The sequence below is a fragment of the Acidovorax sp. GW821-FHT11A03 genome (genome assembly GCF_058809075.1).
Window position 1 is genome coordinate 155,086 of sequence record NZ_JBXASG010000010.1, and the last position, 17,345, is coordinate 172,430.

The window sequence follows — 17,345 nt, forward strand, 5'->3', positions numbered from 1 at the left end:
TTAGGCTCCTTCACCACGGTAATACTCGCCCTGCTGCATGGCGCGGCGCATCTCTTCCTCCCGGCGCTGGCGCTCTTTTTCCTCGTCGGTGGGCTCTGGCTTGACTGGGGCCTTGATGCCGTTTGTCGCCGTCCATGGGTTCAGTTCATTCTGGAAGCGTGCAGCATCCACCAGACCGTATTGAGCGCCCTGCGGGATGGAGAAGATGTTGGGCGACAACAGACCCGTGCCTTGTTGCTGCGGCTGTGCCTGTGTCTGGGCCAGCAGACCAGCGGGTTGCGATGGCATGCCGCGCTGGTAGTTCGTGCCCATCAGACGATTGGCAAACTGCATCAGCCCGTTGTTCTGCCCACGGAATGCGTCGAGGTCGCCAAACGTGTTCTGGTATCCCGTCATCTGCAGGCTGTTATACGGGTTCAGCCGCAGGTATTCCTCCAGCTGCTGGGAGCGGTCGAGCGTGTTGGTCAGCGGTTTTTGCGCAGGCCCCCAGGGGTCTTTGGAGACTTGTTGGCCGCCGCTATCGCCGCCGCCCATGAGCCCGCCGACGACGGCCCCTGCGATTGGTGCAATTGCTGATGGCATTTAGAGATCCTTTTCCATGGTGATGTAACGCAGGCGATAGTCCTTGCGGCGCCGTTGGCACCCCGGACGGCCCGAGAAGTAAGAGCGGACACAGCCGAGAGACTTAGCCCAGGCGTTGACCTCATCCACAAGCCCGGGCTCATAGACGCCTGCGGAGTAGGCGAGATGCACAGCCAGGCCGTTTTTGGTGTCTTGCACTTCAGAAATCAGCCAGTAATCGTTGAGGCGCCACAGTTGGGCTTGGTCGTTCCGGCACCGCTCGATCCAGTCATCGACGTTTGCCACGTCAGAATGCACAAAGGCCGGTGCAAGTGCTGCAACGGCCTCTGGCGGGATGGTTGCGGGGGTGTAGTGCATCAGATGCCGGACCAATAGCCATTGGCGTTCAGTGAAGAGGCCATTTGTCCCGCCGTGGCTGGGTTGTATGGTTGGGAGTTGTTGCTGTTCCACCAGTTGCCGACTTGGTTTCCAAGCTGCATACCGCCCAATGCGCCCATCAACGGATTCCCGCCGCCTCCGCCGCTTTGTGATGTGTAGCCCTGGCCGATGGAGTTGTAGAGGTTGCCGAACTGGCTGAGGTTGTTGTAGGCGTTGTTGTTGATCTGCGATCCGTTCGCCAGTCCCATGGCGTTTTGCTGCAACTGGCGGTCTTGCAGCTGCATGCCCAGTTGCGCACCGGTGAGGTTCCACTGGTTGTTGTCGTTGTTGATCTGTCGGTCGAGTGACTGCTGCCCCAGGCCGAGATTCCCCCAGCCCAGTTGGTTGTTCTGCAATCCAAGGTCGTATTGCAGGCCCGTGCTGTAGGCGTTCCCAGCAAGCCCCGCCAGTCCGTTGGCGATCTGCATGCCGATGTCGTTTGCTGAGTTCGCCTCAAGCACGCCTTGGCGAGAGCCGCCGTACCCACCAGCGAGTTGCGCCCCAGACGAAATCTGTGGAACTATTTGGCGCTGCCAATTGTCGGTGGCTGTCTTGGTCAGCATGTCCATCTGCTGCTGCAGGAACGGGTTCTGTGCGGCGTTGAAGCTGGAGCCACCGCTGTATGAGCCGCCCGAATAACCACCAGATGGCCCCGACATGCCGCCGCCCATTTGCCCGCCAGCCTGACCGCCAACTTGCATGGGCTTGGTGCTGAACGTGCCGCCTTGGCCGCCACCGTTGAGCGAAGAAGACCCAGCGCCAAACGGCGTGTTGCCGTACTGAAGAATGTTGTTGTTAGCGACGATACCCTGCGGCGTCCACTTGTTGTTCTGCAGGTAAGACGAAATGTTCATCGTCTTGTTGTTTGCCCCGATGGACGCTGGCCCGCCGTGGTAGTTCATGTAGGCCAGCGTGGGGTCGTGGTTGAACCCCTCGTTTGCCAGAAGCTCATCGGTGTTGGTGCGGTAGTAATTCGCAATGTCCGTGGGCATCTGGTTCAGGTTCGACTTCACCAGGGAAGATCCATCGGTGGCGAACTGCGACTTACCCCCCGAAGTGATGTTCTGCCAGTCCTGCGCGTACTGAGGGTTCGACGCGAAGAAGTCGTTCACCGAACCCTGAGTCTGATCCAGCATCAGACCGGAGTTGCGCAGCCAGTCCGGGGTCTGGTAGTCGGATGCAAAGTTCGCATTGAGAAGGTTTTGATAGTAGTCGGCCATTTTTCACCCCATGAAGTGCCAAGCGTTGTTCTGATAGAAATACCGCCCAGGCCCTGCGCCCGGGTTCCAATCGACTCCGTCTGCAAGGACTTCAAGGCCGTCAAAGAGCTTTGCCGGAGCCACATGCAATGGGGTGAGAACATGAAACGGGTCCGCCTCCATCCACGCGCGTTGAATGCGGTACAGCTCTTGTTGAAGGAAAGCGGGGATCTGTGCGGGGTCGCTGGGGACCACGGACGGTGTGTACTGGGACATCAGTAGTACCCTGTATTGGTGACGTCGATATCGAGCGCCCGCATCCGCCATGGGGCGGCACAGGTCAGTCTCAGGGCCAAATACCGCCCTTGCGCGAAGCCATTGGCCTTGAAGTCCTGGCCGCATACGAATGTCATGGAGTCACTCCATACCGCTGGCGTATCCGGCGCCATGGCCGAGCCGAACTGGATGGTTACCTCTGCACCCGATGGGGCGTCGATGCGCGGGTAGATGCCCTGGAGCAGTTTGTTGATCTGCGCGTCATCCAGCCACATTCCAGTTCTTTCCAGTGACCCAACGAGAGATGTCACGCCGTCATCACTGCTCGATACGTCGAAGATCGAGATTCGCGACGTTTCAGAAAAGAGCAGCCGCCCTTCGTTCGCGGAATAGGGCTCCTCGTTCCATGTCGTGGCGTCAATCGCCCATGTCTCGCTATCGGACGCCCAAGTAGTGGATGCAGAGCTGTCCACAAGTCCCACGGCGCCAAATGTGGCGTTGTTCAGATTGCGAAGGCCCCATGTCTTGTCCTTCCAGTTCCATACCGCCGCTTGATCGCAGTTCGACGATCCAGTGAATGGGAAGCAGATCAGGACTTCGTTTCTCTGCGGGTTCGTGGTGACAAACGCTCGCTTGTAGTTCGTCGCGTCGATGTTGTTGAAGATGTAGCGCCGCACCCATCCGTCGGCGATAGATTGCACACCCTGCCCGGTGTTCAGCACCACATCGCCGTTTGTCAGCACCACGTGACCTAAAGGGGTGCTGGCCCCGCATCCACGGAACAGCATCCCGGAATCGCCTGGGATTCTTTGTACCTGAAAGATGAACGGCTGACCGACCAGCCGGACCGCATACATGGATCGCTCTTTATAGACAATCAAAGCATCGCCCAGTGGGAAAGCGTCAATCAGCAAATCGGAGGTTTCGGCAATGTCTACTTCGCCAGCGTCCAGCTTTGTATTTGTGGCGTCCCACGAATCCGGCACAGACCCAGGAACTGCAGCCGCAGACCACTTCATCATGTGCGGGTTTTTGACGCCAGATTTCGATATGCCAAAAGCCACAAGGTAGTTCTTGAACGGCACCATAAAGTCGGCGCGCCATGCGGTAGACCAACCAGTCAGAGCGCGCAGTTTCTTTGCATCTCCTGACCAGAATTGCGGCGCGGCAGCCGGGTTATTGAGTACGAGAACACCACCAAGCACCCCGCCAGACCACCGGTCATCGCGTGTGCCGGAATAATTGTTAGGCACCGCGCCTTGGGCGATGACGCGCCCCATCGTTGTTGGATTTGTCACCGGATCCACAGTCAGCGCATAAGTGAATGTGGTTGGGCTGGTGACGGTGATTACCGCCGCGTCGTTGTTGTATGCCGTTGGGACAAAGTTATATGTCGAGACAGTATTCCCCGTGGAGAGTCCGTGACCTACAGATGTGGTAACCGTCGCCAGTGCCGAAGTCGTTCTGAGAACGGAGGCCAATCCAAGCTCAGCAAGGCGCGTTATCTCGGTCCTGGTGGTGCCATCATCCGCATAGACCTTTTCATTCCCTGCCGAGATGAAAAAACGCTTTGTAGGCGTCTGATAGGAGATCAGATAGTGGGGGGCGTGTGTAACGGGGTCGAAGATCCGAGCCATGCCGTTAAACCGCTGCGCATAGCCGTTCATGAACCGCATGTTTGTGCAACTCGACCACATCCCTGTTTGGAGTTCTTCCGGGCTGAGGTCTAGGTTCACCCCCTTGCCGCAATCGGGGATCTTGACAATGGGCATCAGTAGTACTCGACGACTTGATAATTGACAATAATCCCGCCCGATGTAGCCGGAACAGTGGATAGCACCGTGGTTGAATTACTCAAAAATAGACGAGGTATGTAGGCTTCTGTTGCCGTGCTGTTCAACCCCATGCCACCAAGATGCGTAATGGTGGATTTGTTTACATTGACCGCATTTATGATTGCGGTTCCTGAAGAAGCGCCGGTTGCAATGGCAACAGCCCCACTCTGTATCGATTTGATCGCCCGCGCGCCGAAAGGCTTGTAGTTCGTGCTGTCCGCAGAAGGGGCGGTCGCCCCAGACCCTGCGGCGGTGACTCGGACATACGACTGCATGTTGTCCGTTGGGTCCAGCAGGATTTGCCCGTTTTTATAGGTTATGCCGGACGCCCAGATCTTGGCGGACCCCGCGATGAAGTCAGAAAGTGCGCTCATTTCAATCCCCTTAAACGATCACCCAGCCGCGCGTGGCGTCTGCGTACAACATGCCGAAAGGCGCGGTGGAATCGACATTCATGTCTTGCGCAAGGCCCATGATTGGCTGCCCGTTGCGGCCGACAACACACGAACCTGTGCCGCCGTAGTCGATGACGCGCGGTATCGTGTCTCCGGGGTTGGGGGACGCAGGCAGCGTCAACGTCAGCGATGCGAGGAACACATAGCTGTTGCCCGCCACTGCGGCTGTATTGGTGCTGATCGCGTTGACTGGGCCCCAGATGCCCTGCCATGTAGCAACGGTCCCGTCCGTCTGCGGGAAGCGGCCCGCTTTGTTGAGTTGCCCAGGAAGTGCGGATGCAAACGATAGGGCCGTCGCCCAGGCGGTAGTGGCGACTTTGTTGCTGTTGTCGCTGGCCGCAGGTGTTGCTGCGTTGAGCGTGGCCGCAGTGAAGTCATGCGTGCCTGTGTAGGTGTCTCCAGACTTGGCCGCTTTTGCCGCAGTGAGCGTATTGAGCTGGGCCTGAATACCGGAGGTGACGCCAACAACATAGTTAAGCTCTGCGACAGATGCGGTCATTGCCGCCGTTCCGAAGTTTGGGAACTGCGTCTTCAGGACTAATTTGATGAGGCGAAGATGGTTGTCGCCCTCTGACTTAGGGTCGCCAGAAGTGGGGAGCGTCGCGTCCAACTGGCTGATAGATGTTGCGGTTTCTACGGTCATCAGTAGCCCCTAGTTGATGGTCCGCACGCGCAATGCGGTGCCGCTGAACATGGCCGCGTCGTCTGCCGTCTGCAGGTCGTTCATGTCCTTTGCGTACTTCGCCTCCCACATGCCAGCGCGGTTGTCGTTGAAGGCGTAGGTCTCTGCTTCGGCGAGCGTCGCGAACAGATAGATGGATGGGTGATTGGTCAACAACCAATTCGTGTCAGCATCGGCGGAAAGGGCGGGCAACTTGCCGTAATAGAAGACGCCTGCCGTGTACGCAGCGTCTGGTGTGGGGCCGAACAGGATCTGATTGCCTTCCAGCGTGTAGACCGCTGGCATGCCCGTCCATGAACTTGGGTACTTGCTGTCCAGGTGTTCGATGTTCACGTAGGTCAGTTGGCGCGGAGGATCGCCATTGAGCGTGACGTTCTCGAACTCCAGCCAGTCCGCAGGCAGGTCAACGCCCTGCACATTGGGCATAAGCGTCAGGTCTGCGGAGACGATCTGGCGACGCAGTCTGAGATCGCGAGCGATCCGCGCTTCGCCCAGTACGATCAGGTCAGGAATGATCGCCGTCAGGTCTGAGCGCTTGAGCCACGCGGCAACGGATGACTTCAGACCGGCATAGGTGGTCAGGCTCATACCCGGCCCTTCCAGATGCGAAAACCAGCTAGGGACGGGTCATTCAAGAGCCGCCTGCTGTGCTCCTGGCTCTGAATACACTCGTCAAAGCCGATGTTGTTGCGCTTGCAATATTCCTCGATGACCACATGAGGGATCGAGGCAGCGAACTTCATGTCGCTGGACCCCGTATGGCCCTCGTTCTGTCTGGCCTTGGCGTATTCGAGGATCGGCGTGCAGTCCTGCACGGTCCCGGTGGTCAACGATCCATCGGTGTTCAACTGGATCACCGACTTGACGCCGCCCAGGCCGTCAATCACCGTCCGCATCAGGTGTTCTCCAGCGGGATAACGTTGACCTGACCTGCCGCAGTGCCCTGGATGTAGGCGATGTGCGTGATGCCGTTGGGAACGGCAAGAATCACCGAGTCGGCTGGCTGAACCAGAATGTCATTCGTGGTCGCGGCAACGCCCGAGGTGCCCAGCTTCACATAGCACTCGTTCCGACCGGCTACGCGGATGTAGCGAGGCTTGTTGCCATCGGATGCATTGGGAATGGCCGTCGATGCAGAGGAACCGCTGGTCGCGGCGCTGAAGCCAGCAGCCGTGACGGTGAGGAACCCGCCGCCATATGTTTGGGACATAGAAAACTCCGACGCTTCGCAGCGGTGAGAGAAAGAAGGGGCCGAAGCCCCGCTTTTAGTTGGCCGGGGCCAGCGTGACGGTGATGTTGCCAACCGCCGAAGTCGCCGTGCCCGTCAGGTCGTAGTACAGCGAATCGCCAGCAGCGATCAGCAGTGCGCCGTCCGTGGTGGACAGAGTCAACGACTGGTTGGCACTTGCGGTTCCAACCAGGTTGAATGAGCCCGAATGCAAGGCGGTGCCGGACGTACCAGCCGTGCCAGATGGGACCTTGCGAATGACCGCAGTGCATGCACCGCCAGTCCCCGCAACGTCCACGCGCCCACGGATGCCTTGCACCACATAGGCGCGGTCCGCCGTCCAGAACGATCCGTCTGCTGTCGTCGCGATGTAGGCCAGCGGGGCGGTGATGAAACCTCCCTTGCCGCCAGTGGCATCACCGACCATCCCTACGGAGCCGTCGTCGTTTTGCTTGAGTTGCACACCCATGATGTTTCCTTTCTGAGGGGCAGGCCCGAGGGCCCGCCGTTATCACAGGATGTCGTAGACAGCGCCGTGGGCCTTGGGAGCGCGGCATTCCAGCGTGTATTCCACGATGATTTCGCGCTGCTCGGCGTCGCCGGTCTTCGCCAGTTCCACGGTCTGGAACGGACGCAGGTAGGCGACGGCCAGCTTGTCGGATTGCAGCAGAAACACATCACGTGCGGCCATGAAGCGGTTGGGCACCGCTTGCAGGGTGCCGAAGTCCGACACGTAGTAGTCCACCGAGGCGTACAGCTTGGCGTCTTCGCTCTTGTCGAAGCGGGTTGCGTTGCCGGTGAAGCCCGAGAACGTCTGCTTTGCGGAAGGCGAAAGCATCAACATGTCGGGCTCGCCGCCCGCCGTGTAGCACTTCTGCAGCACATCCTTGACCTGGGCTTCGGTGAACGCACGCTGGGTGCCTGCCGTATAGCCGGTGTTCGCGGTGTACGAGGCCAGGGTGCCGCCGTTGTTGCTCACGTTGTCCACCACCCAGCCACGAAGGCCGCGCGACTTGCGTGGAGATGTAGCAAGCACATCGTTCTGGGTCAGGCCCAGTTCCATGTCGCGCTTGATTTCCGCAGAAGCCAGGGCGAGTTGATAGGCCAGTTCGTCTTTGCGGCCAGCAGGGTTCATCGCTTGCTGGGTGCCGGACACGATCACCGTCTTGGTGGAGATTTGCGTGCGGTTGTTCAGGCGAACCGTGGGGGTCACGGTCTTTGCACTCGCGTTGTCGCCTTCGGCCTGCGCGTTGTCGGCGGCCGACGCGAGTTCCTGGGTTTGCCACTCATGCAGAGTGTTGGTCGCCTTCGACTTGCTCGCCATGTTCAGCGTTGGGGTCTGAGTGGGCGAGATGCGGTAGATGGTGTCGGTCAGGTCTTCACGGTTGCCGATGGCGGCAGTGGTGAGGAACGTTCCAGATGGTGCGGACATTGCCGTTTCCTTTCAGCGCCTCTCGGCGTTAGAAATTGGTGATCAAAGAAGGGATGCGAACACTGCTGCGGCGTCATCCACGCTGCCGGACTTTGAGAGACGCTGGAATGCGCCCGACCGCTTGTCCAGCGATGGATTCGCGCCAGTACCCGGGCGCTCGACCTTGGAAGGAAGCGTTGCCACCTTCTTTGTCGCCACCTGGGCTTTGGAGATCAACTGGTCGTAAAGCATGGCTTTGCGTGCCAGCACGATCGCCTTGGCGTCAGCTACGTTGTTCACAGACTGCTCGTCGTAGCCCTGGCTATGCAGGTACTCGCGAAGTGCAGCTTTTTCGGCCTTTGCCTTTGATTCGTCCTTCCACTCCGGCAACTTGGCAAGGAGTTCCTGCTGTTGCGATTGGAGGTGATGCTGGAACCTCTGGGCTTGTTCAGCCTGATGTATGGCGGCAATCTTTTGCTGCTCCGCGTAGTTGTGCTGCAGTGCGGCTTGTCTCTGTTCCCAGAGGTGCTTTTGCTGCAGGTACTGTTGCGGATCTTGCTCAAGCAGTTGCTGCCAATTGATGTTCTGGTTCTGTTCGGCCAGCGCCCCTTCCAGTTGCGCTTGCATCCGGGAAAGGTTTTGTGCGTAGGCCTGTCGCTCTTGCAGCGCTTTTTGCGACTGGGCTTGAGCGGCTTTGCGCTCGTCCGCTGCGGCCATGGTCTTCTTGGTGTAGTCAGCCTGCATCAACCGCTCGGCTTCCAGCTTCTCAGCCTTGTCTTTCGGCAAGGACACCTTGAAGCCGTCTACGTCAATCTCGACCATCTCAACCTCAGGAGCATCCGTGGCCTCTTGGGCTGGAACTTCCTGAGTGACCGCCTCGGGGGCCGTCTCCGGCGCTTCCGGGGTTGCTTTTGCTGGGGCCTGGGGTTCCAGGATGTCTGCAAAAGCTGCTGCTGCACCGTCAAGGTTTAGCGGCGATGTGCTGGATTCCGGTGAAGGATTGTCCAAAGGTTTCTCCTTGGGGTCGCATCACTGCGATGCCCGTTCACACAACAAAAAAGCACCCGTAGGTGCTTGTCTATGCCGGTTGTGCGGCGGCTAGATTTCGATGAAATCCCCGGTGTTCAGTTGCCCACGCTGGGGGCCCTCAAACACGTTGATATTTCCGTTTGCGCACACCACCAAGGCTTGCCCTGGCGCTGGATGCCATACGTTGCGCAGGCGTGGTTCTGCATGCGCGAGGTGCCTTACTCGCTCGTAAAACTCAGCCCAGCTTTCATCCTGTCGTACAGGCTCTGCTTGTGCTGCAGGTCCAGTTGCGCCAGTTTCCCGGTCTCCAGCGCTGTCGTGATGTGAGTTTTCACCTTCCGCAGCAGCATTAGGTACTGCCACAGGTGTTCTCTTCCGGTACTGTCTCTTGCTGGGCTGTTTGTCCATTGGTCGATCACCTCTTGTTCAATGTCACCGAAGACTGCCTGGAAGACCTCGTTCTCCAATACTTCCTTGGCGCGGTTGCCTTCGTAAATTCGCTGCTCGACGGTCTTTGTCATTGGTCTACAGCGTTGTCGGACGCCGCCTCTTGCTGTGCGCTCAGCGTGGTTTGCGCGGTGATCTGCGCAGCGTCCAGTTTGCTCTCCGCGTTGATCCTGGCGATTGCCAAAGCCGTTTGCTGTTCCATCTGGGCGCGCATGGCATCACGCTCCATCTCTGCCTGAATCTTGAACTGCGCCAGCTCCTTCTCCATCGTCATCCTGGCCTGCTGCTGCTGGGCTTCGACTTCCTGGCGGTTGCGATCTACTTCGGCCTGCATCTGCATCTTGGCCTTCTCCAGTTGCGCATTCATCTGCATCTGGTCTTGGTCTGTCTTGGCCTTGAGCTGGGCCTTCATCTGCTCAACCTGCATCTGCATCTGAGCAGGGTCTGGGCGCTGCTGCGGTGGCTGTCGGGATGGGTCCGTGAAGAACTTGTCTCCATTCTTGTACCCAAGGGCCTTTGACAGCTCCTTTTGTGTCTCGTACACGTTCTTGGGGTTCGCCGTACCCACCTGAAGGCCGAATTGCTGCTGCTGAGATAGCAACATGAGGTGGCGGACCTGCTGGTCTTTCGACCCAGTTCCCAGGCCCACATTCAGCACTGTGTCAAAGCCATTGCGCCAGTCGCGCGGGTTCACTGGCACCCATTCGCCGCGCAGCTTGACAATGTCTTCCTTGCACTGATACTGGCTGCACAGCTTGAGCATCAAGCGGAACAGGTCGCGGAACCCGTCAGCGAAGTTCCGCGCGATCAGGTCGGTTCGCATGTCCGCCTTGTTGGTCACAATCGTGGCCTGCGTGGCGGAAATCGGGCTGTTCAGATCGTTCGTGTCCGTGCCGGAACTGGCGCGGCTCCAGCCGGTCGAATCCTCGATATAGCCGGTCATGTACTCCATCATGCCCATGCCGATCTGAGGATCGCCCATGCCTTGATCGAGTCGGCCCGCCATGTTGGGGGCCTTCATCCGAACGACGCCGCCTGGGCGAGAGGTCAGCAAGTCGTCAAGGTTTACTTGACCATCAACAGCGAAGTACCGGCCATTGATCTGCAGGTACATGTTGTCCAGCATCCCGCGCAGAATGCTGGTCTTGATCTTTTGGCCTTCGAGTGCAAGGTCGGCCACCGACAGTCCGAAGAACTTGTGCGGCATCGGTACTGGAGTGATGGAGACGAACGGCGCCACATCGCACACCTCGTTGTCCAGGATCTCATTGCCAGCCCTCACCACCTTGCGCAATTCAGCGATGCCGTCGCCGTCATAGTCGCAGCGCAGATAGCATTCCGTCACCCAGATTTTGCGCTGGCTGTCGTCCAGATTCAGTTGCGTATCCGTCTGCAGATACGCCATCTCGTCATCCCAGGACAGCCGCTCGATGCGCTCCATGTTCAGAGCAGCCGCAGCATCGTCGCTGGTGAGCTTGTCAACGTCCTTGTAGCCCATGGACTTGAGCTCGGACGCAGTGCGCAGTACGCGATGACCAACGAATGTCGCGTCAGAAATGCTCTTGGCGTTGCGCGAGATCAGAAACTCTTCTGGCGGAACGTTGTCCACCTTGACCTTGCCGCCGACCTTGGAGCGCTTGCACACAACGTCGTACAGCATCTTCGGCGGCGCAGATTGAATCTGCTGCATCTGCGCCTGCATCTGCTGCGCTGCCTGGGCCGCCTGCGGATTCTGTTGCGCGGCCTGCATGGCATGCTGCAGTTGTGCGCCCATCTGCTCTATCGCCTTCGCGCGCTGCTCCTGGTCTTCCTCGTCCTCGTAGGACTTCTGCTCAGTGACTTCGATCTCGTCGTCGTCCATGAGCTGGGCCAACTCGATGTCGGACAGACCAATGTATTCCTCGCGCGTTTCCTCTGTGCGCGTATCCCACCAGACTTTGACAATGCCGTTCTTGGACAGCAGTGCGTCTTTCATCCAGTTGTATGCAATGCGCTCGCCCGGGTTGCGCACGTAGAACAGATGGTTGATGTAGTCCGTTGCCTGCTCTGCTTGCGGTTCGTCGCCGGGCTTGTTGGCCTCAAACTCCACCACAGTGTCACCGCCGCAGAACTTCACCATCAACTGGGGAAGCATCGACTCGATAGTGTTGCGCACATCGGGCGACACCACGGACGAGCGGCCATCCACCTCGGGCGGCGCAAGGTCTAGCTTTGCCTCGCCTAGGTAGTACGCCATGGCCTTCAATCGCTGGTTTGCCAGCTTGCCAGACCAATAGCCGACAGCTTGACGCATCTCACCATCGGTGATCGCGCGCAGCTCGTCTTCGCTCATTTTTGCCATGTGTGTCGGGTCGCTTCTCAGCGATGCCTTTCGTGTTTATGCGTAGCTCAACCGTGGATAGTTCAGGCTTCCGCCCCATTCGTCGTTGCTCAACTGGTCCGCAACCAGTGCGAGATAGCGGAATGCGTCCGCGCCGTGGCTGAACTCGTCGTGCAGCGGCTGGCCCGGCTCTTTCGTCGTCTGGTTGATGTGCCTGCGATACCGCTTCAGGCACTCCACCAGCCGCGTCGTCTTGTCTTTGTCGAAATAGATGCGCGGGAACACCTCGCGCGCCGACTTGATGCCCTGCTCCACGTCCATCCGTGGCACGCCGGGGTTCTGCGTGCCTCCTGGCACAGTCAGCCCAAGCGCGGAGAGGATCTCCTGAGCACTCTTGCCCGTCTTGAAGTCCTTGGTGAATCCGTCGTGCGGCAGGTAGTGACTGCCCCAGTTCAGCTTCATGTCTTTGAGCTGTTGCGCGTAGTCGCTCAGGGTGCGATGCGATCCCTCGATGTACTCCACCACGCGCAGTTCAGATGCCGCCCGCTGAACCAGGACAATCGACATGCTGTCGTTCCACCCCAAGTCCCACACCGCATGCACCTTCAGCAGCGGGTCGTATGGCACCTCACGTATGCGGCCTTTGCTCTCTGCTGCGGCCACTTCATCAAAGTAGATCGCCCCTTCCACGGCGGGCATGCAGCGGCCCTCCCAGATGTGCCCATATTCCTCGGGCTTCATCGTTGCCTGGGCGTGCGTTCTCTCAGCTTCCAGCACATCGGGGAACCACGGGTTGTCCGTGTAGTTCATCAGCACCGATACACAATCAGGCGGCGGGCTCTTCACGAATCGCACATAGGTTTCGTCCGTGTCCAACTGCGGATTGAACGTCACCCAAATCTCTGATCCTGGCTTACGGATCGTGGGGAGCAACACATTCCACGAGGTCTTGCTCACCGCATGGGCTTCTTCTACCCATACTCTGTCCACACCCTCATAGGACTTGATGGAGTCCACTGTGTGGCTCTGCAGCCCTGCAAAGGTGAATTCCGTCCCGTTCTTGCCCCGGATGACCGTCTGCTGCACCTCGTAGAAGCTGGACAGGCCCATGGCGTCTATCTGGTCGCTCAGGAGCTTGTGAACAGAGTCAGCTAGCGACTTCTGCACCTCACGGGTACACAGCACCCGCAATGGCTTTTGAGCACCTTCCAGCAGAAGGGCTCTAGCGAATCCCCACGACTTCCCCGAACCGCGCCCACCGTAGGCGCACTTGTACCGGGCTGGCTGGAACAGAAAAGCCAGCTTGTCCGGGAACTCGACGTTCATGGCTTGACGAAGCGAACCTCAATCGAGCCGTTCACATTGGCGTTCACATCCGCTTCAACCTGCACCGGCATCACCTTGCCGATCAACCCCAAGAAGGCGGCCTTGCTGCGAGGGTCTCGGGCGCAGTCAACCAAGTAATCCACGCCGCCAGCCTCATCCAAGGCTTTGGCGATCATTTCGCGGATCAGCCCAGTGTTCTTGTTCGGGATGCCTTTGGGCCGACCAGGGCCAGCGCCCATTGCGGCGGCGCCTTTGAGGTTCTTCTTGGTTTGTTTTTCCATTGCTCGGGTTCCTATCGGATTGTCCGAATTACTTGTTGCATCTAGTCAGCCGTATGCCGTGCGTTTTGCACTGCCTCTTCCATCAGCTTGAGATCACGCTCTATGCAATCGGCGGTGAAATTCATGCCGCGCTCTCGCAACTCTTTGATGTACGGCCTCAGGTGCCCCATCAAAGGCGCTGCGGCTTGTACCAGTTGGCTGCAAACATGCTTGGCCGGAAGGTGTTGCGCTGTCATGTAGTTTCCATAAGCGCCCATCGGTCTAGCGAGTGCCTGGGCGTTGCCGTTCGCATCTCCCCTGGTTGCGTCTGTGCAGACGCTGAAGGTCCGGCAGGTTTTCCCGCTTGCCGACCGCCCAGGTTGCGGCTGTTCTCGGGGTGGAGGGTGCGGGCGTCGCTCCGGTGGACAGTGCCAATCGAGGTGTTGAGCGAGCCCGCAAACGAAAAAGCCCGCTAGGCGAACCTGCGGGCTTGGAAATTTTGGAGGCACCTCTGCCATCCACGCGCGACTATATCGAAAAAATCGATGCTGTCAACACTTTTCACATCACACCGGCACTCAGTAGTTTCCCTATGAGGATGCTCTTTGCCTCTCCCAGAATCTTGGCGCGCTCTATCGGGCCTTTCGGCAGCCGTGGTGACAGCCACACGTTGTGCCCGGTGTAGCAGTTCCTTGCGTGGATGTAGATAGCGGATCTGTGTGGTTCTGCCATCTCTGACACCTGGAAGTCGATGGCCTTCATCTGGGCATTGGTGATTTCATCCTCGATCACCTCTGCGGTGGTGTCGTACCCCTTGGCGCTCTTTGCGTTGCGGAACATGGGGTCTGATCCGCATGTGGGGATAGGTCTGTAGCCTTTTGCCCAGTGGTGCCAGCGGGACAGAAGATCCTCAAGAATTACGTGCGAGTCGTTTTGCATCATTCGCGCTCCTTTGATGGATATGGCATCGTCCATGGTTTACCTGGGTCAGATGTCATTGCAGATATCGTGTTTGCGTGCAGCCTATCGAGCCATTTGCCCCATGTTCCCCAGCTCTTCGATTCCCGTTCCATGTCCTGTCTGCAGCTCTCACATGCACGTGCTGCCTCGCGGTTGTTGCGCATCTTTTCAAAGAGGGTTGGCTTGGTCATGCGCACCTCCAGACAGAATGCAGCGCGGGCGCCTTGCTGATAGCCATGGCAACAGTGGTGTTCACCCCTTGGAAATCAGACTTGCGCTCTCGCATTGCGGCCAATGGGTCTATGGGAGAGAGAGACACCTTCCACCCAGGAGCCACTTTGTAGATTGGGTTCTTGCCGGTGCGGTCCGACACCACCGCCCCACGGAAGGCCAGACGGCGGAGGTACTGGCGGGCGGTGTGGTACGACAGTCCGGTGGCGTCGGCTGCTTGTCTGGCCTCCATCGGGCCGCGCGCGGCCAGGGTAGCGACCACCAGCACCATGCTGGGGCCAAGTTCTGGTTTGCACTTCATTTCGATTTCCTCATGCGGCGCAGGCGTTTACCCATGACCGCCTTGAAGCGGTAGAGGTACTCCCTGCTGAATTTCTGCGACTTGGGCTGGTTGTCCAGCCAATCGATGCGCTCGGGGCCGTAGCCGGGCTTGACCAACAAGCCCTGAATGAACCCTTCACGGTTCCCGCCCTTGAAGTAGTTGCACTGCTCGCAAGCCTTGTGGATGTTCCAGAGGTGGAACTGGAGCGATGAACACCCACCATGGGCGCGGTAGTGGGAGCCGTGCCAGATGCCGTCGTAGTTCGGACCCATGTGGCAGGAGATACACCCTTCATGCCGGTCGCGGATGCGGGCGATCTCTTGAACGATCTTGCGGCAGTCGGCTTCCAGCTCGGACACCTTCTTGATCGCCTCCTTGCGGCGCTTGACAGACTCTTTCTCGGCCTTCTCTGCTGCCAGGCGGTCGGCACGGGCCTTCTTCATGGCGCAGGACTGGCGGCAGACAAGCTGCGTACTGCTCCACGGCACAAACACCCGCTCGCACACGACGCAGCTTTTCGCCTTGGGGTTCTTGTAGGTCAGCATGCGACATACCCCAGTCCAGAGGCGTTCAAAGCTGCGACGTTCCCCGGGCCATAGGCAACTAGGCAGATCGGGGCGCCACTGTTGAAGGCAGCGCGTTCGCCGCTCACATGGTGGAAATGCGGCCGGCCTTTGATGAAGCACACGGCATCGGCCACCCCCCACACGCATTCGTAGAACATTTCCGTCTCCGTCCTGGCGGGTATCAGGGCAATCCCGTTGCCGTGCCCTGCCATGCGGCGCAACCACTTCACAGCCTCGCGTCCAAACGGTGGGTTGCACCACACTCGCCCGACCCATTCCTGCCGGAGGCCATCGTCGGCAACCGTCAGATGTTTGGCTGCAGTGGCCCAAGGCCGGTGAATTGGCGAGCAAGGGTCCAGGTCGAACGTGCCAAGCGCGGCGATGATCTCGGGCGGTGTCAGCCATTCGTCTTTGCCCATGACTGGGCTTTGGTGGGCGGATAGGCTCATTGCCACCCCTCCGGCGCAGTGAAGCGCACGTTGTTGTCAGCGGCCCAAGCCATCACGAATTCGGACAGTTCCGCGCACTCGGCCTTGGTCAACTGACTGGTCTTGCGGAAAACGATGTCCACCCCGTTGCCGTCCAGCGCTGGCAGCATTTCGATGGGTTCGCCACGTACGCGAAGCCATGCGGCGGTAAGCAGGCGCTTCCACGTGTCCACATCGCGCTTTGCTCCGGCCCATTCCACTTGCTTGCTGATCTCAGACAGGCAGGCGTGCAATAGGCGGTTCTGCGCATCGCTGCGCTTCTCGGGGCGGATTTCCAATGTCAGGCGCTGGTCGCCAGCCATTAGCCAGCCCTTGGCGTGGTGCCAGATGGTCATGATTGCCTTGTGGGCCTGCACGGGCTCCCATAGGCTTAGGGTGATGCGTTCAGCCATGGCGCCTAGCCTCCTGCGCGTCAATCTCAGCAATTGCGCGCTTCAGGTATATCGGCAAGTCAAGGCTCTCTTCATATGCATTGACCAGCCACGCCCGCAGGCTCAGCGGGTTCTCTGCAACCGTGGTGCCGTACTTGTTGATGCCCATCTGCTGGCGTCGGGAGATGTCTGCGCAGACTTCGGCTTCTATGCCTTCGGGGAGGAATACGCCGATAGTCATACGACCCTCCACTGCAGCCAAGCGCCGCGCAGATAGACAGCGCTGTATGCCAGCGACAGGGCCAGCAGGCCCCATGCCGACGACTGCAGCGCGAATGTGATCCAGAACGGCTGACCGCAAAGCCCGACAATGGGCGCCCACCGGCGCGCGCGGGCGTTGTGACCCATAGCCATGAACATTGCGGACAGGCCGAAGAAGGCAAGTGCAAACTGAATCATTTGCTGGGCCCCCACACGTTGCTCCCACAAACCGGGCATAGCACGTACCATTGACCGGTTCCGCGCGGGTACAGGTCCCACTGCACCTCTGAGTGCTTAAATTCCAACTCGCTCTTGCAGCGATTGCAGGTCTCGTGGTGGATCTTTTCTTGCGGCAGCTCGCCGCGTTTGATGACTTTCATACGCCTCCCTTCCGGGCTAGGGCGCGGATGGCGGCGGCGCAGCACTCATCCTCTGATACACGGCCATCATCTCGGTGCCAGTAGGTCATGCGCATCTCACACACCTTCGCACACGCCTCCATCGCCCGTGCTGCGGCTTTGTCTGCTACCAGGGTGGCGAAGCGCTCAAGCTCTCCAAGCCCCAAGATCACCCGGTCCTCGTAAAGTGGGTCCTCTGCTTCTGGGCCGCAGGCAACGCGAGCCATGGAAATGAGTTCGTCTTGCTTCATCACTTCACCCCTTCTTTCTTTGCGGCTCCA

Annotated in this window: 26 protein-coding genes; all 26 read right to left on the reverse strand. The window is 59.0% G+C overall.

Features of this window, described 5'->3' with window-relative positions; all coding sequences use genetic code 11:
• The 26 genes from AC1RVY_RS23410 to AC1RVY_RS23535 all read right to left on the reverse strand — a co-directional run bounded on the left by AC1RVY_RS23410 (position 1) and on the right by AC1RVY_RS23535 (position 17,315).
• The gene (locus AC1RVY_RS23410; protein WP_492808436.1) at positions 1–582 is read right to left on the reverse strand and encodes a hypothetical protein; all 582 of its coding nucleotides are present in this window, start codon (positions 580–582) and stop codon (positions 1–3) included.
• A complete protein-coding gene (locus AC1RVY_RS23415) occupies positions 583–939 on the reverse strand; it encodes a hypothetical protein (protein ID WP_492808437.1) in 357 nt (118 codons plus the stop codon).
• Positions 939–2,219, reverse strand: coding sequence for a hypothetical protein (locus AC1RVY_RS23420; protein ID WP_492808439.1), 1,281 nt, complete (start codon positions 2,217–2,219; stop codon positions 939–941). Before AC1RVY_RS23420 ends, AC1RVY_RS23415 begins: the two co-directional genes overlap by 1 nt.
• 254 nt (positions 2,220–2,473) lie before the next feature.
• Complete coding sequence (locus AC1RVY_RS23425; protein ID WP_492808441.1) at positions 2,474–4,246, reverse strand: hypothetical protein; 1,773 nt, start codon at positions 4,244–4,246, stop codon at positions 2,474–2,476.
• The gene (locus AC1RVY_RS23430; protein ID WP_492808443.1) at positions 4,246–4,683 is read right to left on the reverse strand and encodes a hypothetical protein; all 438 of its coding nucleotides are present in this window, start codon (positions 4,681–4,683) and stop codon (positions 4,246–4,248) included. Before AC1RVY_RS23430 ends, AC1RVY_RS23425 begins: the two co-directional genes overlap by 1 nt.
• Before the next feature lie 10 nt (positions 4,684–4,693).
• The gene (locus tag AC1RVY_RS23435; protein ID WP_492808445.1) at positions 4,694–5,407 is read right to left on the reverse strand and encodes a hypothetical protein; all 714 of its coding nucleotides are present in this window, start codon (positions 5,405–5,407) and stop codon (positions 4,694–4,696) included.
• A gap of 9 nt (positions 5,408–5,416) precedes the next feature.
• On the reverse strand, positions 5,417–6,034 hold the full coding sequence (locus AC1RVY_RS23440) for a phage adaptor protein (protein ID WP_492808447.1): 618 nt from the start codon (positions 6,032–6,034) through the stop codon (positions 5,417–5,419).
• Positions 6,031–6,342 (reverse strand): hypothetical protein, encoded by a 312-nt coding sequence (locus AC1RVY_RS23445; protein WP_492808448.1) that lies wholly within the window; start codon positions 6,340–6,342, stop codon positions 6,031–6,033. The genes AC1RVY_RS23440 and AC1RVY_RS23445 overlap by 4 nt, the downstream gene beginning before the upstream one ends.
• Complete coding sequence (locus tag AC1RVY_RS23450; protein ID WP_492808450.1) at positions 6,342–6,656, reverse strand: hypothetical protein; 315 nt, start codon at positions 6,654–6,656, stop codon at positions 6,342–6,344. Before AC1RVY_RS23450 ends, AC1RVY_RS23445 begins: the two co-directional genes overlap by 1 nt.
• Positions 6,657–6,711: 55 nt before the next feature.
• Positions 6,712–7,143 carry a hypothetical protein gene (locus tag AC1RVY_RS23455; RefSeq protein WP_492808452.1) on the reverse strand — a complete coding sequence of 144 codons (432 nt, stop codon included), beginning with the start codon at positions 7,141–7,143 and terminating at the stop codon, positions 6,712–6,714.
• 42 nt (positions 7,144–7,185) lie between these two features.
• Positions 7,186–8,106: a DUF5309 domain-containing protein gene (locus AC1RVY_RS23460; RefSeq protein WP_492808453.1), complete on the reverse strand. Its 921-nt coding sequence runs from the start codon at positions 8,104–8,106 to the stop codon at positions 7,186–7,188.
• Between the two features lie 42 nt (positions 8,107–8,148).
• Positions 8,149–9,093, reverse strand: coding sequence for a hypothetical protein (locus tag AC1RVY_RS23465; RefSeq protein ID WP_492808454.1), 945 nt, complete (start codon positions 9,091–9,093; stop codon positions 8,149–8,151).
• A 239-nt stretch (positions 9,094–9,332) separates the two neighbouring features.
• Complete coding sequence (locus tag AC1RVY_RS23470; protein ID WP_492808456.1) at positions 9,333–9,635, reverse strand: hypothetical protein; 303 nt, start codon at positions 9,633–9,635, stop codon at positions 9,333–9,335.
• Positions 9,632–11,902 carry a portal protein gene (locus AC1RVY_RS23475; RefSeq protein WP_492808458.1) on the reverse strand — a complete coding sequence of 757 codons (2,271 nt, stop codon included), beginning with the start codon at positions 11,900–11,902 and terminating at the stop codon, positions 9,632–9,634. The genes AC1RVY_RS23470 and AC1RVY_RS23475 overlap by 4 nt, the downstream gene beginning before the upstream one ends.
• A gap of 36 nt (positions 11,903–11,938) precedes the next feature.
• Positions 11,939–13,207, reverse strand: a complete 1,269-nt coding sequence (locus tag AC1RVY_RS23480) for a PBSX family phage terminase large subunit (RefSeq protein ID WP_492808460.1) — start codon at positions 13,205–13,207, stop codon at positions 11,939–11,941.
• The gene (locus tag AC1RVY_RS23485; RefSeq protein WP_492808462.1) at positions 13,204–13,488 is read right to left on the reverse strand and encodes a hypothetical protein; all 285 of its coding nucleotides are present in this window, start codon (positions 13,486–13,488) and stop codon (positions 13,204–13,206) included. Before AC1RVY_RS23485 ends, AC1RVY_RS23480 begins: the two co-directional genes overlap by 4 nt.
• A gap of 41 nt (positions 13,489–13,529) precedes the next feature.
• Positions 13,530–13,724, reverse strand: a complete 195-nt coding sequence (locus tag AC1RVY_RS23490; RefSeq protein ID WP_492808464.1) for a hypothetical protein — start codon at positions 13,722–13,724, stop codon at positions 13,530–13,532.
• Positions 13,725–14,028: 304 nt separating this feature from the next.
• A complete protein-coding gene (locus tag AC1RVY_RS23495) occupies positions 14,029–14,406 on the reverse strand; it encodes a hypothetical protein (RefSeq protein ID WP_492808466.1) in 378 nt (125 codons plus the stop codon).
• Positions 14,406–14,618 (reverse strand): hypothetical protein, encoded by a 213-nt coding sequence (locus AC1RVY_RS23500; RefSeq protein WP_492808468.1) that lies wholly within the window; start codon positions 14,616–14,618, stop codon positions 14,406–14,408. Before AC1RVY_RS23500 ends, AC1RVY_RS23495 begins: the two co-directional genes overlap by 1 nt.
• Complete coding sequence (locus AC1RVY_RS23505; protein WP_492808470.1) at positions 14,615–14,959, reverse strand: hypothetical protein; 345 nt, start codon at positions 14,957–14,959, stop codon at positions 14,615–14,617. The genes AC1RVY_RS23500 and AC1RVY_RS23505 overlap by 4 nt, the downstream gene beginning before the upstream one ends.
• Positions 14,956–15,525, reverse strand: coding sequence for a recombination protein NinG (locus AC1RVY_RS23510; protein WP_492808471.1), 570 nt, complete (start codon positions 15,523–15,525; stop codon positions 14,956–14,958). The genes AC1RVY_RS23505 and AC1RVY_RS23510 overlap by 4 nt, the downstream gene beginning before the upstream one ends.
• The gene (locus AC1RVY_RS23515; protein ID WP_492808473.1) at positions 15,519–15,965 is read right to left on the reverse strand and encodes a DNA N-6-adenine-methyltransferase; all 447 of its coding nucleotides are present in this window, start codon (positions 15,963–15,965) and stop codon (positions 15,519–15,521) included. The genes AC1RVY_RS23510 and AC1RVY_RS23515 overlap by 7 nt, the downstream gene beginning before the upstream one ends.
• Before the next feature lie 26 nt (positions 15,966–15,991).
• On the reverse strand, positions 15,992–16,426 hold the full coding sequence (locus tag AC1RVY_RS23520; protein WP_492808475.1) for a recombination protein NinB: 435 nt from the start codon (positions 16,424–16,426) through the stop codon (positions 15,992–15,994).
• Positions 16,419–16,646 carry a hypothetical protein gene (locus AC1RVY_RS23525; RefSeq protein WP_492808477.1) on the reverse strand — a complete coding sequence of 76 codons (228 nt, stop codon included), beginning with the start codon at positions 16,644–16,646 and terminating at the stop codon, positions 16,419–16,421. Before AC1RVY_RS23525 ends, AC1RVY_RS23520 begins: the two co-directional genes overlap by 8 nt.
• Positions 16,643–16,864, reverse strand: coding sequence for a hypothetical protein (locus tag AC1RVY_RS23530; protein WP_492808479.1), 222 nt, complete (start codon positions 16,862–16,864; stop codon positions 16,643–16,645). The genes AC1RVY_RS23525 and AC1RVY_RS23530 overlap by 4 nt, the downstream gene beginning before the upstream one ends.
• A 178-nt stretch (positions 16,865–17,042) precedes the next feature.
• Entirely contained in the window at positions 17,043–17,315 is a 273-nt protein-coding gene (locus AC1RVY_RS23535) for a hypothetical protein (RefSeq protein ID WP_492808480.1), read from the reverse strand.
• Positions 17,316–17,345 lie beyond the last annotated feature (30 nt).

What these genes read in the sequence shown, in the direction of transcription:
- AC1RVY_RS23410 (WP_492808436.1), bottom strand. Translation starts at nt 582, where the DNA reads ATGCCATCAGCAATTGCACCAATCGCAGGGGCCGTCGTCGGCGGGCTC.
- AC1RVY_RS23415 (WP_492808437.1), bottom strand. Translation starts at nt 939, where the DNA reads ATGCACTACACCCCCGCAACCATCCCGCCAGAGGCCGTTGCAGCACTT.
- AC1RVY_RS23420 (WP_492808439.1), bottom strand. Translation starts at nt 2,219, where the DNA reads ATGGCCGACTACTATCAAAACCTTCTCAATGCGAACTTTGCATCCGAC.
- AC1RVY_RS23425 (WP_492808441.1), bottom strand. Translation starts at nt 4,246, where the DNA reads ATGCCCATTGTCAAGATCCCCGATTGCGGCAAGGGGGTGAACCTAGAC.
- AC1RVY_RS23430 (WP_492808443.1), bottom strand. Translation starts at nt 4,683, where the DNA reads ATGAGCGCACTTTCTGACTTCATCGCGGGGTCCGCCAAGATCTGGGCG.
- AC1RVY_RS23435 (WP_492808445.1), bottom strand. Translation starts at nt 5,407, where the DNA reads ATGACCGTAGAAACCGCAACATCTATCAGCCAGTTGGACGCGACGCTC.
- AC1RVY_RS23440 (WP_492808447.1), bottom strand. Translation starts at nt 6,034, where the DNA reads ATGAGCCTGACCACCTATGCCGGTCTGAAGTCATCCGTTGCCGCGTGG.
- AC1RVY_RS23445 (WP_492808448.1), bottom strand. Translation starts at nt 6,342, where the DNA reads ATGCGGACGGTGATTGACGGCCTGGGCGGCGTCAAGTCGGTGATCCAG.
- AC1RVY_RS23450 (WP_492808450.1), bottom strand. Translation starts at nt 6,656, where the DNA reads ATGTCCCAAACATATGGCGGCGGGTTCCTCACCGTCACGGCTGCTGGC.
- AC1RVY_RS23455 (WP_492808452.1), bottom strand. Translation starts at nt 7,143, where the DNA reads ATGGGTGTGCAACTCAAGCAAAACGACGACGGCTCCGTAGGGATGGTC.
- AC1RVY_RS23460 (WP_492808453.1), bottom strand. Translation starts at nt 8,106, where the DNA reads ATGTCCGCACCATCTGGAACGTTCCTCACCACTGCCGCCATCGGCAAC.
- AC1RVY_RS23470 (WP_492808456.1), bottom strand. Translation starts at nt 9,635, where the DNA reads ATGACAAAGACCGTCGAGCAGCGAATTTACGAAGGCAACCGCGCCAAG.
- AC1RVY_RS23475 (WP_492808458.1), bottom strand. Translation starts at nt 11,902, where the DNA reads ATGGCAAAAATGAGCGAAGACGAGCTGCGCGCGATCACCGATGGTGAG.
- AC1RVY_RS23480 (WP_492808460.1), bottom strand. Translation starts at nt 13,207, where the DNA reads ATGAACGTCGAGTTCCCGGACAAGCTGGCTTTTCTGTTCCAGCCAGCC.
- AC1RVY_RS23485 (WP_492808462.1), bottom strand. Translation starts at nt 13,488, where the DNA reads ATGGAAAAACAAACCAAGAAGAACCTCAAAGGCGCCGCCGCAATGGGC.
- AC1RVY_RS23490 (WP_492808464.1), bottom strand. Translation starts at nt 13,724, where the DNA reads ATGACAGCGCAACACCTTCCGGCCAAGCATGTTTGCAGCCAACTGGTA.
- AC1RVY_RS23495 (WP_492808466.1), bottom strand. Translation starts at nt 14,406, where the DNA reads ATGCAAAACGACTCGCACGTAATTCTTGAGGATCTTCTGTCCCGCTGG.
- AC1RVY_RS23500 (WP_492808468.1), bottom strand. Translation starts at nt 14,618, where the DNA reads ATGACCAAGCCAACCCTCTTTGAAAAGATGCGCAACAACCGCGAGGCA.
- AC1RVY_RS23505 (WP_492808470.1), bottom strand. Translation starts at nt 14,959, where the DNA reads ATGAAGTGCAAACCAGAACTTGGCCCCAGCATGGTGCTGGTGGTCGCT.
- AC1RVY_RS23510 (WP_492808471.1), bottom strand. Translation starts at nt 15,525, where the DNA reads ATGCTGACCTACAAGAACCCCAAGGCGAAAAGCTGCGTCGTGTGCGAG.
- AC1RVY_RS23515 (WP_492808473.1), bottom strand. Translation starts at nt 15,965, where the DNA reads ATGGGCAAAGACGAATGGCTGACACCGCCCGAGATCATCGCCGCGCTT.
- AC1RVY_RS23520 (WP_492808475.1), bottom strand. Translation starts at nt 16,426, where the DNA reads ATGGCTGAACGCATCACCCTAAGCCTATGGGAGCCCGTGCAGGCCCAC.
- AC1RVY_RS23525 (WP_492808477.1), bottom strand. Translation starts at nt 16,646, where the DNA reads ATGACTATCGGCGTATTCCTCCCCGAAGGCATAGAAGCCGAAGTCTGC.
- AC1RVY_RS23530 (WP_492808479.1), bottom strand. Translation starts at nt 16,864, where the DNA reads ATGATTCAGTTTGCACTTGCCTTCTTCGGCCTGTCCGCAATGTTCATG.
- AC1RVY_RS23535 (WP_492808480.1), bottom strand. Translation starts at nt 17,315, where the DNA reads ATGAAGCAAGACGAACTCATTTCCATGGCTCGCGTTGCCTGCGGCCCA.